Origin of the sequence: Agromyces neolithicus (assembly GCF_039529735.1) — a bacterium.
In the GTDB taxonomy this organism is placed as follows: Bacteria; Actinomycetota; Actinomycetes; order Actinomycetales; family Microbacteriaceae; genus Agromyces; species Agromyces neolithicus.
This window is the reverse complement of record NZ_BAAANJ010000009.1, coordinates 1-13,833: the sequence shown is the minus strand read 5'-3', so window position 1 is coordinate 13,833 and position 13,833 is coordinate 1. Positions and strand designations below refer to the sequence as shown.

Below are 13,833 nucleotides of genomic sequence, written 5' to 3'. Positions count from 1 at the left end.
GCGTTTCACCGCTCGCCAGACAGTCGATAGCCTGAATCGATGCCGTACCAGCCGATGCCCTTCTCGTTGACGACCGAGCGCCTGAACCTGCAACTGTGGCAGGCGGCCGATGCCACCGGCTACCGCGAGCTCGTCGGCGAGCGCGGCGACGAGCTGCCGACGCTCGATGAGGCCCGCGACGAAGTTCGCGAGGCACGCGCGAGCGCCCCCGGGCGAGGAATCCACTGCATGACGCTCCGCCTGCACGGCGACGATGAGTTCTTGGGCTACTGCGGGCTGGTCATCGGCCGCGCCACCATCGAGGAGCCCGAGATCGCCTACGAGCTGCTGCGCAGGGCACACGGCAACGGGTACGCCACTGAAGCGGCCTCCGCCATCGTCGACGCCGCCCGGGCGACCGGCCGAACGCGACTCTGGTCGACCGTGCGCGCCTGGAACACCCCGTCGTTCAGGGTGCTCGAGAAGATCGGGTTCCGACGCGACCACACCACGAGCGACGAAAAGGGCGACATCGTCTGGAACGTGCTCGACCTGTAGCCGCACCGCGGCGCCCGGCGAATGTCGCCGCGGGGGACACCCGAACGGAATGCGGCGAGAATGGGTGCATGACGACTCCCCCGCACGATGACGAGCCGCCGCGCCTCGGCGAACCGCCCGTGTGGGGCGGCGACGCCATCGACGGGCCGGGGTGGTCGGGGCTGCTCGCGTACACGGGTCTCGTGCTCGGAGCCGGCGCCCTGCTGTTCGCGCTGTTCGCACCGATCGGCACCCGCGGGCCTGCCGGCATCGTGTGGATCGCGATGTTCGGCGCGCTCGCGATCGGCGTCGGCGTGCCGGGGGCGGCCCGGCACCGGCGGCTGGGCGGCGGCCGGCTCGGAGTGCGGACCGGATGGCTCGGGGCGGCGCTCGGCGCACTCGCGATGCTGCTCATGATCTACGCGTACGTCGCCGTGCTGCTCATGGGCGGCGACGGCCTGCCGGTGCTGCCGGCGTGGGAAGCCCCGGCCGAGCCGCTGCCTGACAACGTGATCACCGCGCTCGCCTAGCGGGCCCGGCCGTCGCGCCCGGCTCATTCAGCCCGGCAGCGCCGCCCACCACGGCCCCACCGCGTCGATCACGTCGATGTCGGATCGGTCGCCGAGCAGCTGCCACCGCAGCAGCGACATCGGCACGTTGCCGTTGCGCCAGACGAAGTCGTGCACGTCGCGCAACGAGAACTCGGCGCCGTCGAGCGCGGCCGCGGCTGCAGCATCGGCCACCAGCCGCATCACCTCGTGTTTACCGACGAGATACGACATCGCGAGGCCGGGGGTCGCCACGTAGTACGAGGTCTCTTCGGTCGCCGTCTCGACGTCTATCGGCACCATGCGCACGAAGAAGTCGACGGCCTCGGGCAGGCTGAACGCACCGGTGGCGAGGTTCACGTCGACAACGACCCTGAGCGCGCGCAACCGCATGAAGTTGTGCACGATCGTCTGCGAGTGCGGGGAATCGGCGAAGAGCCCGGCCGTGAGCATGAGTTCTTCGTTGTAGTGAGCGATGCCCTCGTTGGCGATGGAATCGATGAAGTGCCGACGCAACGGGTTCGGATGTGCCCACGAGAGGGCGAGCTGCTGGCTGTGCGTGCCCTCGTGGATGATGCCGAGCCGCGGGTCGCGCGCGTTCGCGGCGTCGAAGTACGGCAGACCGGGCGCCGGGTCGGGCACGTACGAGGTCGCGTCTTCGGCGACGCGACCGATGCTCGTGAGGTCGTCGTTCACGCCGAGGAACGCGATGGGCTCGAGGTACGCGGGCGTCGGCGCGAATCGGTAGTGCCGCAGCGAGTCGGGCTGGCTCAGCAGGTCGGCTGATTCGTACAGCGCTCGCACCTCTGCCTCGGCGGCGGCTTCAGCGACCGATTCGGCCTCGGCGGATGCCGCGAGCGGCGGCTCGGGCACGTCGCGGTACCGCGTTCGTGTCACCGCCTCGGCGACGATGCTGCGCCGGTAGTCATGCATCGCGGCGCGCACGAGCTCGTCGGGATCGCGCGCGACGAGCGCCACGTGCCGCAGGTACCAGGTGAACGCATCGCGCCCGACGATGACGTCGGGCCCGAGCCGGTCGGCGGATGCCTCGAGCCACACTCGGTACCGCTCGAGCGCCTCACTGGCCGCGGGTTGCGCGCCGCGGAGTGCGGCCGCGGTCGCGGCATCGGTCAGCGGCGCCACCGCAGCGACGGAGCGCTCGAGCCGAGCACCGATGTCGGCGAGGTCTGCGGCGGCGACCCGAGCGAGCGTGGCCACGCCGGCACGTTCGAGGTTGGCGATCGCCTGCTCGACCGCGCCCGGGATCGCCTCGAGCACGCGCACGAGATCGCGCCGGCGCCGCGCGTCGAACGGCGGCGGCGGAAGCAGCAGGTCGAACCAGGGACCGAGCACCTGCGAGGTGAGGAACACGGCGTCGCGCTCCCAGTTGCGCAGCACCTCGACCTCCCAGTGCACGCGGGCGAGTGCCGCGCCGAGCAGCCGGTGGTCGACGTGATTCTCGACTGGCAGGCCGGCGAGGCCACCGTCGTCGATCGCCTTCCAGCGCTCGGTGAAGCCGGCGAGCGCGAGCCGGAACTCGTCGATGGCCGCAGGGTCGAAGCGCGGCACCCACCCCGCGGGGCGTTCGACGCGCGGAATGTCGTCGGAGGTGCGGAACGAGGTGGCATCGCGCCACTGCCAGAACTCGGCGCCGAGTCGGTCGAGGTCGGTTGCGAGCGACGTCATGCGCCCACGGTAGTCACCACCGCCGACATCGGGGGCTGGCGAGGGTCTCGATACGCTCCTTCGTCGCTACTCGACCGACGGAGACCGCGCACGACTCGACCCCGGCGGGGGTCTCGATACGCTCCTTCGTCGCTACTCGACCGACGGAGACGGCGCGCTACTCGACCGACGCAGACCGCGCTACTCGGCCGACGACACCCCGTCGAGCGCCGCGAGCACGCGGGGCATCGAGCCGCCGAGGTTCCATTCGTCGGCGAAGGCCTCGGCCGCGGCACGACGGTCGCCGGTGACGGGTTCGAGTCGCGAGTCGAACTCGCCGAGGTCGAGATCGCGCACGACCTCGACGACCGTCGGCGCCACCTCGAGATACGGCGCGGCCGCGGCGAACTTCGCGCGCATGCCCGCGGCCATCGGCGACGAGGCATCGCCCGCTGCGGCGACGATGCCGTCGAGGTCGGCGTACTGCTGCAACAGCGACGCCGCCGTCTTCTCGCCGACCCCGGCGACGCCCGGCAGTCCGTCGGACGCGTCGCCGCGCATGACCGCGAAGTCGGCGTACTGCTGCGGCAGCACGCCGTACTTGCCGACGACGGTCGCGTCGGTCAGCACCTCGAGCCGGCTCATGCCGCGAGCGGTGTAGATGACGCGAACGGATGCCGCGTCGTCGACGAGCTGGAACAGGTCGCGGTCGCCCGTGACCACGTCGACGGGTATGCTCGCACCGGTCGCGAGCGTGCCGATGACGTCGTCGGCCTCGTGCTGGGCCGCGCCGACCCGGACGATGCCGAGCAGCGCGAGGGCCTCGCGGATGAGCGGCACCTGCACGTCGAGCGGGTCGGGCGTCTCTTCGACGTCGACCCCGCCGGGCACGGGTGCCTCGACGCGGTGCGCCTTGTAGCTCGGAATCAGGTCGACCCGCCACTGCGGGCGCCAGTCGTCGTCCCAGCAGGCGACGAGGTGGGTCGGCTCGAACTCGGTGACGAGCCGCGCGATGATGTCGAGCAGCCCGCGGACGGCGTTGACGGGAGTGCCGTTCGGCGCCTTCAGCGAGTCGGGCACGCCGTAGAACGCGCGGAAGTAGAGCGAAGCGGAATCGAGGAGCATCAGTCGGTCGGCCACACCCGATCTTGTCACGCGGTTAGCCTGAACGCATGGGTCTGATGGCCACCTTCCGCGCGTCCAGGCGCCTGCCCGTGCTGCAGGTGCTCAAGGCCTCGGTGGCGACGATCGCGGCGTGGCTGATCACGAGCTGGCTGATGCCCGGACCGTTGCCGATCTTCGCGGCGATCGCTGCGCTGCTCGTCGTGCAGCCGAGCGTGAACCAGTCGTTCGGCAAGGCGATCGAGCGGTCGATCGGCGTGATCCTGGGCGTCATCGTGGCGACCGGCCTCTCGCTCGCCTTCGGCGAGCACGCCTGGGTCGTGTTCATCGCCATCGTCGCGGCGATGCTCATCGCCTGGGGCCTGAAGATGACTCCGGGCACCTCGAACCAGGTCGCGATCAGCGCGATCCTCGTGCTCGCGCTCGGGGCGGCGTCACCCGAGTACTCGCTGCAGCGCATCGTCGAGACGCTCATCGGCGCGGCGATCGGCGTCGTCGTCAACGTGTTGATCGTGCCGCCTGTGACGGTCGCCCCCGCCCGTCGCGACCTCGCGCTGCTCGGCGGTGAGCTCGCGGCATCGCTCGACCGTCTGGCGAGCGGGCTCGAGTCGCCGCAGTCGCCCTCACAGGTGCAGGCACTACTGCTCGAGGCTCGGTTGATGCGCCCGATGCGCGACGCCGCCGATGCGTCGATCGCGGCCGGCGAGGAGTCGCTGACCCTGAACCCGCGCCGGTCGGCGCACCGCGCCGAACTCGCCGAGCTGCGCGCACTGCTCGAGAAGCTGAGCCCCATCGTCACGCAGGTGATCGGCATGACGCGGGCGTTCCTCGACCACTACGACCCCGGCGTCGCCGACGAACCGGCTGTGCAGGCCATCGCAGAGCAGCTGCGGCGCGCGGGCCACGACGTGCGCCTCGCCGTGCACCTGGCCGACGTCGATCCCGAGCCCCCTACGTCTGCTGTTCCGGCACTGACCGCCCCGCTCGTCGTGCGGCCGCCGGATTCGGCCCACTGGATTCTCGTGGGCTCGCTCATGGAAGATCTGCGCCGAATCCGCGGCACGCTCGTCGACGACGAGGCGACGACCTAGGCGAGCAGGTCGCGCACCGCCAGCCCCCACTCGAACCCGCACTCGCGGCAGTCGAAGATCGGCCCTTCGTCGAGCGCGAGCGCGCCCGCCACGTCGGTGGCCTCGACCGCGAAGTCGAGCGGGCCGAAGACGATCGCACGCACGGCCGTGGAATCGCACCGGGGGCACGGCTCGTCGAGCACCGGAACCGGGGGATTCTGCTGCATCTGCTTCGTCATGGCACACACGGTACGCTCGGCCTGCGACATCGCCCGCAGCCGGAGCCGCGCGTCTCAGCTCGACCGGCAGAAGAGGGCGACGGCGCCCCGAGGATCCCTAGACTGGGCGCGTGCTCACCGCAGCAATCGTGTTCGCGCTCGCCCCTGCGCTCCTCATCCTCGTGCTGGGCATCATCGCGCGCGGCGTCGCGACCCAGCACGTGACGCCGCGGGTCGTGCAGTACTCGCCCGAGCGCACTTCGACCGTGCTGCGCGATGCACTGCTCGTCGATGCCGACCGGCGTGCGGCATCCGCTGCCCTCATCGATCTCGCGGTGAAGCGCAAGGTGCGCCTGATCGCCGGTTCACGGCGCGAGCCCATCGGCGTCGAGGTCGAACCGGGCGCCGTATTCACATCAGAAGAGCTCTCGCTGCTCGATGGCCTCTTCGGCCCCGACCATACGCACCGTCGAGTACGCCGGTTCTCGAGCGATCGACGTGCGCTGGCGGGGCGGCTGAAGACGCTGCTGTTGGGAGTGGAGCACGCCCTCGCCCGCGACGGACTCATCGCCGAGCGTCGCGTCGGCTGGCCCGGAGGCACGCTCACGGTGCTCGCGTACCTCGGCATGCTCGTCGAGGCGCTGCTGATCGTGTTCTCGCTGCTCAACAACGCATGGCCGGCGCTGCTGCTCACGCTGATCGCGCTCGCGGCGACGATCGCGACGATCTTCGTCACGCCGCCCTGGTGGCGCAAGTACCTGCCGCCCGCGCAGGCGAAGCGCGAGCACCTCGCGGGCCTGCGCGAGTACATCGCCCTCGCCGAGGCCGACCGGCTGCGGGTGCTGCAGTCGCCGAGCGGCGCAGAACTGCGAGCGGATGTCCCGGGCGCGACCATCTCGGCCGGCCACGGTTCCGGCGGGTCGACGCGTGCGGCAGGCCCGACCGCCACGGCGCACCCCGCCGACACGGCACCACCGGTCGGGCCCCTCGCGCGGTTCCACCTGCATGAGCGCCTGCTGCCCTACGCGGTGCTCTTCGGGCTCGAGCGCGAATGGATCGCGAAGCTGAAGCTCGAGGCCGCCGCCGTCGACACCCACGGCACCGACGCCGTCGACATCGCCTCCGTGACGTTCGACATCGCCGACACCCTCGACGCGGCCGGCGGTGTACTGCAGCTCACGGCGTCGGTCGGCGACCTGTTCGACGGGGCCGGCGAGATCATCGAAGGTGTCGGCGGGTTGTTCGAGGCGCTCGGGCCATGAGCGCACTCGAGCAGCCGATCACGATCGTCGTCGACGGGTCGCGCGTCTCGGGCGTGTATGCACGGCCCGACGGCGCATCGGCCACGATCGTCGTCGCACACGGCGCGGGCGCGGGCATGGAGCATCCGTTTCTCTCCGGATTCACGCGCGCGCTGAACGACGACGGATTCGCGACGCTGCGCTTCAACTTCGCCTACCGCGAGGCGGGGCGCCGGTTCCCCGATCGTCCGCCGGCCGCGATCGCCGCCTGGCGAGCGGTGACGGATGTCGCGCCCGCGCACGCGGTCGAGGCCGGCAGTCCCGGCGAGCCGATCTGGGCGACCGGCAAGTCGTTCGGTGGGCGCATGGCATCGATGGCCGTGGCCGAGGGCATGCCGGCCGCGGGACTCGTGTTCCTCGGCTACCCGCTGCACGCGCCGGGCAAGCCCGACAAGCCGCGCGACGAGCACCTGACTGCGATCACGGTGCCGATGCTGTTCCTGCAGGGCACCAACGACGCGTTCGCGACCCCGAACGAGCAGCTCGATGACGTCGCGCGACGGGTCGGGTCGAACGCCGTGGTGCAGTGGTTCGAAGGTGCCGGCCACTCGTTCGAGGTCAAGGGCGTGAAGCGGCCGGCTGCCGAGATCGGCGCGTCGCTCGCCGCCCCGACCGCCGCCTTCGTGCGGGCGCATTCGTCGGTCGAGTAGGCGCGCCAGCGCCGTCACCCGTCGGTCGAGTAGGCGCGCCAGCGCCGTCACCCGTCGGTCGAGTAGGCGCGCCAGCGCCGTCACCCGTCGGTCGAGTAGGCGCGCCAGCGCCGTCACCCGTCGGTCGAGTAGGCGCGCCAGCGCCGTATCGAGACCTGGAGAGCCGATCTCGCGATCCGGTCACCGGGTCTCGATACGCTCCTTCGTCGCACTCGACCGACGGGCTCGATACGCTCCTTCGTCGCTACTCGACCGACGTCAGGGCACGAGGATGATCTTGCCGCGCAAGGCGCCGCTCTCGCTCTGCCGGTGTGCGTCGGCCGCCTCGGCGAGCGGATAGCGTGCGGCGATCTCGACGTCGAACTCGCCGTTCGCGGCGAGCTCGGCCGCCAGCGGCACGGCGTCGATGCGCAACTGCTGCTCTTCTGGAGTGAGCGGGATCGGGTTGCCGCCGCTCCACGCGTGGATGCCGAGCTCGGCGGCGCGCGCCCCGAGCACGATCGTGCCGATGCGATCGGGGTCGGCGACGAGCTGCTTCGACACCTCGATCGCCTCGTCGGTGCCCGCGGCGTCGAGTGCGACGTCGACGCCGGCCGGGGCGACCGCGCGCACCCGGTCGATGAGGCCGGGGCCGTAGGTGACGGGAATCGCCCCGAGTTCGCGCACGCGCGCGTGGTTGGGCTCGCTCGCGGTCGCGATGACCGTCGCGCCGAGCCGGCGCGCGAGCTGGATCGCCGCCTGGCCGACCGCGCCCGAACCGGCGTGCAGCAGCAGCGTGTCGCCCTCGTGGACCCCGAGCGACGTGAGCACCTGGTGCGCCGTGGCAACCGGGATCGGCAGCGCGGCCGCGGTCTCCCACCCGAGCGCATGGGGCTTGCGGGCCAGCTTCGCGGCCGGGGCGAGCACTTCGGTCGCGTAGGCGCCGGTAGCGCCCGAGACGATGACCTCGTCGCCGACGGCCCAGTCGTCGACACCCTCACCCACGGCGATGACGACCCCCGCGGCATCCGTGCCGATGCGTCGTGGAGCGGTGATCGGGCGCGACGCTCGGCGACCCGAACGGATCTTCCAGTCGATCGGGTTCACGCCGATGGCGCGCACCTCGACGAGCACCTGGCCCTCGCCCGGGGTCTCGCGCTCGATCTCGCGATACTCGAGGACCTCGGGTCCGCCGATGGCGTCGTACTCGATGGCGTAGGGCATGTCGAACCTCTCTCAGTCGGTCGCGATCACCCTAGCCCGCGATCCCGACGGGCTCGGTCGGTCGCGCGAATCTTACGGTTCGGGAACGAGCACCCGGCCGACGGATGTCGCCACCGGCGCCCGCCGTACGCTGGGCTCATGCCCGAGACGAGCGGCCGCAGGCCAGGGTGGGTGCTGCCCGCGGTCGCGGGCGTGGCTGCCGTGGCCTTCGGAGTCGGGGTCGGCGAACTCGCGGCCGCGATCGTGGCGCCGGCGTCGAGTCCGTTCGTGGTCGTCGGGTCGCTGCTGATCGACCTCGCGCCGTCGTGGGCGAAGGATGCCGCGATCGCGCTCTTCGGCACCGCCGACAAGGCCGCGCTGCTCATCGGCATCGGCCTCGTGCTCGTCGCCGTGGCGGGCGCGGCCGGGGTGCTCGAGGCGCGGCGACCGCCGTGGGGTCGCGTGGTCGTGGGACTCATCGGCGTGGTCGGGGCAGTGGCCGCCGCGACCCGCGCGAACGCGACGATGCTCGCCGTCGTGCCCTCGGCGGTCGCCGCGATCGGCGCGGTGCTCGCGCTGCAATTCCTCGTGCGGCGGCTGTCCCTCGCCGGTCGAGTAGCGCCCGACGAAAGCAGCGTCACCCCTGCCGGTCGAGTAGCGCCCGACGAAGGAGGACGCGTATCGAGACCCCAGCCGCCCATCCCCGCGGCGACGGAGGGTCTCAAGAAGCTCGCTCCTCGACCAGCGAACGGAGTCGACCGGCGGAGCTTCCTCGGCTGGGCCGGTGGGGCCGCCGTGCTCGGCGTACTCGCGGCCGCCGGTGGCTACGCCCTGCAGGCGGGCACCCGGGCCGTCACGGCGATCCGCGACTCGATCACGCTCCCCCGTGCTGCGACGAGCGCGACCGTGCCGGCGGCGGCCGAACTCGGTATCGACGGCCTCGCACCGGTGATCACGCCGAACGCCGAGTTCTACCGCATCGACACCGCGCTCGCGGTGCCGGCGGTCGACCCTGCGACGTGGAGCCTGCGCATCCACGGCCTCGTCGAGAACGAGGTGACCCTCACCTGGGACGAGCTGCTCGCCCTCCCCCTCGACGAGAGCGTCACCACCCTCGCGTGCGTGTCGAACGAGGTCGGCGGCAGCCTCATCGGCAACGCCGTGTGGCTCGGCTACCCCATCCGCGAACTGCTCGCGCGCGCGGCGCCCACGGCCGATGCCGACATGGTGCTCTCGCGCAGCATCGACGGCTTCACCGCGTCGACCCCGCTCGAGGTGCTGCAGGACGACCGCAACGCGATCCTCGCCGTCGGCATGAACGGCCAGCCCCTCCCCGCCGAGCACGGATTCCCGGTGCGCATGGTCGTGCCGGGACTGTACGGGTACGTGTCTGCTACGAAGTGGGTCGTCGATCTCGAGGTCACCCGTTTCGACGCGGCATCCGCCTACTGGACTGATCGCGGCTGGAGCGAACGCGGCCCCATCAAGCTGCAGTCCCGCATCGACGTGCCCCGGCAGGGCCAGCCGGTCGCCGCGGGCGACGTCGTGATCGCGGGCGTCGCCTGGCACCAGCACGTCGGCATCGCGGGCGTCGAAGTGCAGCTCGACGACGGCGAATGGCGTGAGGCGACGCTCGCGACCGCGATTTCCGACGACACGTGGGTGCAGTGGCATTACGACTGGTCGGATGCCCCGTCCGGAACCCATACCGTACGCGTGCGCGCCACGAGCGCCGACGGCGAGGTGCAGACCTCGCGCCGTCAGGGCGTCGTTCCCGACGGCGCGACGGGCCTGCATGAGCGCACGTTCAAGGTGCGCTGAGCGCGATCGATCGCCGTACCCCTTCACTTCTCAGTCCGCATCCTCACCCCTGCCTCCCCCTCCGCACTCCTCGACACGCCTCCGCACTCCTCGCCACCCCTCGCCACCCCTCGCCACCCCTCGCCACCCCTCGCCACCCCTCGCCACCCCTCGCCACCCCTCGCCACCCCTCGCCGCTGAGCATCTCTCTTGACCTACTGTGCGCCGCTATGTAGTGTTGCGCACATGGTAACGGGCGCGGCAGGGCAGCGGGGCAAGCTCGAGCAAGATCTGCGCAAGGGCGTGCTCGTCCTCGCCGTGCTCTCGCAGCTGCGCGCACCGCAGTACGGCTACTCACTGCGGCAGGCGCTCACCGAGCACGGCATGCCGATCGAGGAGGGCACGCTGTATCCACTGCTGCGGCGCCTCGAAGGGCAGGGGTTGCTCGCGTCCGAGTGGCGCATCGACGACGGCCCGCCGCGCCGCTACTACACGCTGAGCCCCGCCGGGGCGACGGCCTATCGAGACCTGACCGCGGCATGGAGTTCGATGACTTCGGTCGTCGCCGCGCTGTTGCACGAGGAGAGCTGACATGGATCCGAACGACATCATCGAGAGCTACGTCGGCGACGTCGTCGGCCGGCTCCCTCGCCGACAGCGTGCTGATGTCGGCTTCGAACTCCGGTCCTTGCTCCGCGAAGAACTCGCCGGCCGCGCCGACGAGGCCGGCCGACCGGCCGACGAGCTGATGGTCATGGAACTGCTCGCGGCCTTCGGTCGCCCGCAGGACGTCGCCGACCGCTACCGCCCCACCGGGTTCACCGTGATCCGCCCCGCGGACGCACCCGGTTTCGCCTGGGTTGCGCTCGGCGGTGTCGCCCTGCAGTGGGCGATCACCCTCCCGGCGGCGTACGCCGACCCGGCCGTCGCCGAGTGGGCGGCCTCCGCCGGCGTCGCGGGAGCGTGGTGGGCGCCGTTGCCGTCATGGTGGCTGACCTTCGGGCTCGGCGCGTTCTGGTGGCCGGGCTTCATGATCTCGCTGACGCTCATCGCAAGCCTGATCCGGCATCGCCGTGGCGATACCGACCCGGAGTCGAAGGTCGCACCGAGGATCTCACCGCAGGTCCTCGACCGCGACCGGGTCAACCGGCCGGGTCTCGTGCTCGCGCTGACGTTCTGGGCGCTCGGCGCCTCCGTGCTGATCGCGCTGCCCTGGTTGCCCGTGCTCGCGCCGGGGCTGCCGCAGCCACTGCTCGACGCCTTCGTCTTCGACCCCGAGTTCCTGCAGTGGCGCGCGCCCTGGGTGGTGGTGCTCTGGGCCGTGAGCTTCGCCGTCATGTTCGCGGTGCTCATCGCCGGGCGGTACACCCGCACGACCCGGCTGATCTCGGTCGCGAGCGACATCGCCTTCCTCGCTCTGCTCACGTGGATCCTCGCCGCGGGCCCGATCTTCACGTCACCCGCCGCCGACGGCGTCGTGCGCGTCTGCCTCCTCGGCATCATGCTGATCCTCGTGTTCGACATCGTCGTCCACCTCCGTCGGCTCACGCCGACCCGTGCCCCGATCCTCGGCAGCTGAGCCAGCACGACACTGCTCCTCAACAGGGGGCGTCACGCGCCACCTGCGCACATCGCGGGTCCGTCGTCATCCCAGCGACGCCGCGGCAGGAGAGTATCTCTCCAGACAGGCGGGCCACAACGCCACAAAGCCACCGAGTCTGCAGAGAGAAACCCTCCGCCCGACGTCACGGCCCGCACGAATCACCGCACGAGAGGCGCGATCAACATGGCCGGACACACCATTCGCATCGACGAGTCGACCCAGCGCCTCGTCGCCGATCTCGCGTACCTGCTCGACGTGACGAAGAAGTCGATCGTCAGCGATGCGATCGCCGAGTTCGCGGAGTCGCGTGGGTCGATCGTCCGCGCCGACGGGCGTGCGACGTTCGAGCAGCTTTCGGTCACCGATCGGCTCACACTGCGCCGGTCAGAGCTCATCCGCGCATTCGCTGCGCGGGACGCGAGCGAGGTCCGGGTGATGCACACCGATGCAGGGGTGATCGAGGGCTACGAGCCGCCGCTCACCCTTCTGGTCACGACCGATATCGGCCGCGGCGGCGGAGAGGCCGACGAGCTCGCGCGCATCGCGACGAGGATGCTGCGCGCGACGGTCCACGTCGAGTCTGCAACCCGGCTCGAACTGTTCGATCACGCCGGTCTGCGCCGCGCCCGCGAGAACTCGACGCCCCTCTGACACCGGCACGGCACGGCACTGCGAAGCATCCCTGCCCGGCCGACCAGCGGCTCAACCGAGCGACGCATCCACGACCGGGAATCGCGCCGCCAACAGCACGCCGATCTCGTGATGGCGCAGCAGGAAGGCGCGCTCGTCGAGTTTCTTGCGCCGCAGCCACGAGGTGACCTCGTCGTTCGACTTGCTCGCGTTGCACGAGCCGCACGCGGGTACGACGTTGCCGAGCGTGTAGCGGCCTCCGCGTGAGATCGGCTGCACGCAGTCCCTCTGCAGGGGCCGATCGCTCGCACCGCAGTACGCACATCCGCGCCATTCCGCGGCGAGCGCGGCCCATTGTTCTTCGCTGAGGTCGTGGGTGCTCTGCGCCATCCGACGCTTACGCCGACGCGCGTACACCGCCGCACGGCTCCGACTGACCGCCATTGCGCCAGACTAACCCCGCCCGCGGCGAGCGGCGGATCGACGCGCCCCGCTCAAAACCGCGGGGTGCGCGGCGGCTCGGTACGACGCGATCCCGTGGCCTCGAACGCGGCGGCGAGGGTGAGCAGCGCGGTGTCGTCGTAGGCGCGACCCGCGAACGTGAGGCCGACGGGCATGCCGATGTCGCTCATCGTGCCCATGGGCACCGTCACGGTCGGGATGCCGAGGTGGCGCGGCACGAGATTGCCGTTCGCGACCCAGACGCCGTTGCGCCAGCCGAGATCTGCGGATGCCTCGTTCACGTCCATGTCCGCCGGCCCGACGTCGGCGACCGCGGGGAAGACGACGGCGTCGAGACCGAGGTCGTCCATCCACTGCTCGAGGTCGACGCGGCGGGTCTCTTCGAGACCGCGCAGGCCCGCCTCGAGTTCGGGCATTTCGGCGAGGCCGGCATCGGGATTCTCCCGCGCCCACTCGGGGTATTCGGCGATGTCGTCGTCGAATCCGGTGTAGCGGTCGGGCAGGGCGCCCTCGGCGTGCGGGAAGATGCGCGAACCGTCGACGTCGGCGAGTGCGTGCAGCGCAGGGTCGCCGTTCGCGGCCAGGAAGTCGTTCCACGCCCACGCCGAGAGGTCGATGATCTCGCGGTGCAGGTATTGGGGGGTTACCAGCCCGCGCGTCGCGATCGTGGGCGCGCCCGTGCGGTCGCCCTCGTAGTTCGACACCACCGGGAAGTCGACCTCGACGACCTCGGAGCCGGCGGCCTCGAGGTCGCGGCGCGCGGCCTGCCACAGTTCTATGACCGACGCGCGCGTCTCGATGCGCTGCCCGGTGGGCCCGCCGATGCCCGGCGTGCGGCCGGGCTCAGCTGTGCCGGCCTCGGGGTCGGCGTTCACGTACATCCGCGGCACCCCGATGCGCTTACCCGCCAGCGCCGCCGGTCCGGCCGCCGAACGCCCGCCCGCGCCATCCGACAACTCGTTCAGAGGGTGCTTTCCCGCCACTTTCGCCGGCGAATCAGCCCCATTCTTGCGCGAAAGCACCCCCGGAACGGAAGGGGTGGGGGTCGGGGAAGCGGGGGTGGGGG

At 71.2% G+C, this 13,833-nt stretch carries 14 protein-coding genes and 1 pseudogene; 9 read left to right on the top strand and 6 right to left on the bottom strand.

Going from position 1 to position 13,833, the window contains the following annotated elements; translation table 11 throughout:
- Positions 1-39: 39 nt before the first annotated feature.
- Together ABD164_RS12385 and ABD164_RS12380 are read left to right on the top strand one after the other, a co-directional pair.
- Entirely contained in the window at positions 40-537 is a 498-nt protein-coding gene (locus ABD164_RS12385) for a GNAT family N-acetyltransferase (protein ID WP_344296547.1), read from the top strand.
- Positions 538-605: 68 nt separating this feature from the next.
- Complete coding sequence (locus ABD164_RS12380; RefSeq protein WP_344296545.1) at positions 606-1,046, top strand: hypothetical protein; 441 nt, start codon at positions 606-608, stop codon at positions 1,044-1,046.
- Between the two features lie 27 nt (positions 1,047-1,073).
- Here ABD164_RS12380 and ABD164_RS12375 read toward each other — a convergent pair whose 3' ends face one another.
- Together ABD164_RS12375 and ABD164_RS12370 are read right to left on the bottom strand one after the other, a co-directional pair.
- Positions 1,074-2,750 (bottom strand): DUF885 family protein, encoded by a 1,677-nt coding sequence (locus tag ABD164_RS12375; RefSeq protein ID WP_344296544.1) that lies wholly within the window; start codon positions 2,748-2,750, stop codon positions 1,074-1,076.
- Positions 2,751-2,930: 180 nt separating this feature from the next.
- Positions 2,931-3,869 carry a 5'-3' exonuclease gene (locus ABD164_RS12370; RefSeq protein WP_344296810.1) on the bottom strand — a complete coding sequence of 313 codons (939 nt, stop codon included), beginning with the start codon at positions 3,867-3,869 and terminating at the stop codon, positions 2,931-2,933.
- A 32-nt stretch (positions 3,870-3,901) separates the two neighbouring features.
- On the opposite strand from ABD164_RS12370, the gene ABD164_RS12365 reads away from it, so the two are divergent.
- Positions 3,902-4,942 carry an FUSC family protein gene (locus ABD164_RS12365; RefSeq protein WP_344296543.1) on the top strand — a complete coding sequence of 347 codons (1,041 nt, stop codon included), beginning with the start codon at positions 3,902-3,904 and terminating at the stop codon, positions 4,940-4,942.
- Here the strand turns inward: ABD164_RS12365 and ABD164_RS12360 are convergent.
- Positions 4,939-5,160, bottom strand: a complete 222-nt coding sequence (locus ABD164_RS12360) for a hypothetical protein (RefSeq protein WP_344296541.1) — start codon at positions 5,158-5,160, stop codon at positions 4,939-4,941. The two genes, ABD164_RS12365 and ABD164_RS12360, sit on opposite strands and share 4 nt — an antisense overlap.
- A gap of 110 nt (positions 5,161-5,270) precedes the next feature.
- On the opposite strand from ABD164_RS12360, the gene ABD164_RS12355 reads away from it, so the two are divergent.
- Together ABD164_RS12355 and ABD164_RS12350 are read left to right on the top strand one after the other, a co-directional pair.
- The gene (locus tag ABD164_RS12355; RefSeq protein WP_344296539.1) at positions 5,271-6,401 is read left to right on the top strand and encodes a DUF2207 domain-containing protein; all 1,131 of its coding nucleotides are present in this window, start codon (positions 5,271-5,273) and stop codon (positions 6,399-6,401) included.
- Complete coding sequence (locus tag ABD164_RS12350) at positions 6,398-7,090, top strand: alpha/beta hydrolase family protein (protein ID WP_344296538.1); 693 nt, start codon at positions 6,398-6,400, stop codon at positions 7,088-7,090. Before ABD164_RS12355 ends, ABD164_RS12350 begins: the two co-directional genes overlap by 4 nt.
- 258 nt (positions 7,091-7,348) lie before the next feature.
- On the opposite strand, the gene ABD164_RS12345 is transcribed toward ABD164_RS12350, so the two are convergent.
- Positions 7,349-8,293, bottom strand: a complete 945-nt coding sequence (locus tag ABD164_RS12345; RefSeq protein WP_344296536.1) for a quinone oxidoreductase family protein — start codon at positions 8,291-8,293, stop codon at positions 7,349-7,351.
- Between the two features lie 138 nt (positions 8,294-8,431).
- Between ABD164_RS12345 and ABD164_RS12340 the strand changes: the two genes are divergently transcribed.
- The 4 genes from ABD164_RS12340 (at position 8,432) to ABD164_RS12325 (ending at position 12,326) form a co-directional block, all read left to right on the top strand.
- Positions 8,432-10,093: a molybdopterin-dependent oxidoreductase gene (locus ABD164_RS12340; RefSeq protein ID WP_344296535.1), complete on the top strand. Its 1,662-nt coding sequence runs from the start codon at positions 8,432-8,434 to the stop codon at positions 10,091-10,093.
- A gap of 225 nt (positions 10,094-10,318) precedes the next feature.
- Positions 10,319-10,663 carry a PadR family transcriptional regulator gene (locus tag ABD164_RS12335; protein ID WP_344296533.1) on the top strand — a complete coding sequence of 115 codons (345 nt, stop codon included), beginning with the start codon at positions 10,319-10,321 and terminating at the stop codon, positions 10,661-10,663.
- Position 10,664: 1 nt separating this feature from the next.
- Positions 10,665-11,651 (top strand): hypothetical protein, encoded by a 987-nt coding sequence (locus tag ABD164_RS12330; RefSeq protein WP_344296531.1) that lies wholly within the window; start codon positions 10,665-10,667, stop codon positions 11,649-11,651.
- A gap of 207 nt (positions 11,652-11,858) precedes the next feature.
- Positions 11,859-12,326: a hypothetical protein gene (locus ABD164_RS12325; protein WP_344296529.1), complete on the top strand. Its 468-nt coding sequence runs from the start codon at positions 11,859-11,861 to the stop codon at positions 12,324-12,326.
- 51 nt (positions 12,327-12,377) lie between these two features.
- Here ABD164_RS12325 and ABD164_RS12320 read toward each other — a convergent pair whose 3' ends face one another.
- The gene (locus ABD164_RS12320; RefSeq protein WP_344296527.1) at positions 12,378-12,749 is read right to left on the bottom strand and encodes an HNH endonuclease; all 372 of its coding nucleotides are present in this window, start codon (positions 12,747-12,749) and stop codon (positions 12,378-12,380) included.
- A 50-nt stretch (positions 12,750-12,799) separates the two neighbouring features.
- Positions 12,800-13,690, bottom strand: a pseudogene (locus ABD164_RS12315) (amidase); the annotation flags it as partial.
- Positions 13,691-13,833: the final 143 nt, after the last annotated feature.

What these genes read in the sequence shown, in the direction of transcription:
- ABD164_RS12385 (WP_344296547.1), top strand. Translation starts at nt 40, where the DNA reads ATGCCGTACCAGCCGATGCCCTTCTCGTTGACGACCGAGCGCCTGAAC.
- ABD164_RS12380 (WP_344296545.1), top strand. Translation starts at nt 606, where the DNA reads ATGACGACTCCCCCGCACGATGACGAGCCGCCGCGCCTCGGCGAACCG.
- ABD164_RS12375 (WP_344296544.1), bottom strand. Translation starts at nt 2,750, where the DNA reads ATGACGTCGCTCGCAACCGACCTCGACCGACTCGGCGCCGAGTTCTGG.
- ABD164_RS12365 (WP_344296543.1), top strand. Translation starts at nt 3,902, where the DNA reads ATGGGTCTGATGGCCACCTTCCGCGCGTCCAGGCGCCTGCCCGTGCTG.
- ABD164_RS12360 (WP_344296541.1), bottom strand. Translation starts at nt 5,160, where the DNA reads ATGACGAAGCAGATGCAGCAGAATCCCCCGGTTCCGGTGCTCGACGAG.
- ABD164_RS12350 (WP_344296538.1), top strand. Translation starts at nt 6,398, where the DNA reads ATGAGCGCACTCGAGCAGCCGATCACGATCGTCGTCGACGGGTCGCGC.
- ABD164_RS12345 (WP_344296536.1), bottom strand. Translation starts at nt 8,293, where the DNA reads ATGCCCTACGCCATCGAGTACGACGCCATCGGCGGACCCGAGGTCCTC.
- ABD164_RS12340 (WP_344296535.1), top strand. Translation starts at nt 8,432, where the DNA reads ATGCCCGAGACGAGCGGCCGCAGGCCAGGGTGGGTGCTGCCCGCGGTC.
- ABD164_RS12335 (WP_344296533.1), top strand. Translation starts at nt 10,319, where the DNA reads ATGGTAACGGGCGCGGCAGGGCAGCGGGGCAAGCTCGAGCAAGATCTG.
- ABD164_RS12330 (WP_344296531.1), top strand. Translation starts at nt 10,665, where the DNA reads ATGGATCCGAACGACATCATCGAGAGCTACGTCGGCGACGTCGTCGGC.
- ABD164_RS12325 (WP_344296529.1), top strand. Translation starts at nt 11,859, where the DNA reads ATGGCCGGACACACCATTCGCATCGACGAGTCGACCCAGCGCCTCGTC.
- ABD164_RS12320 (WP_344296527.1), bottom strand. Translation starts at nt 12,749, where the DNA reads ATGGCGGTCAGTCGGAGCCGTGCGGCGGTGTACGCGCGTCGGCGTAAG.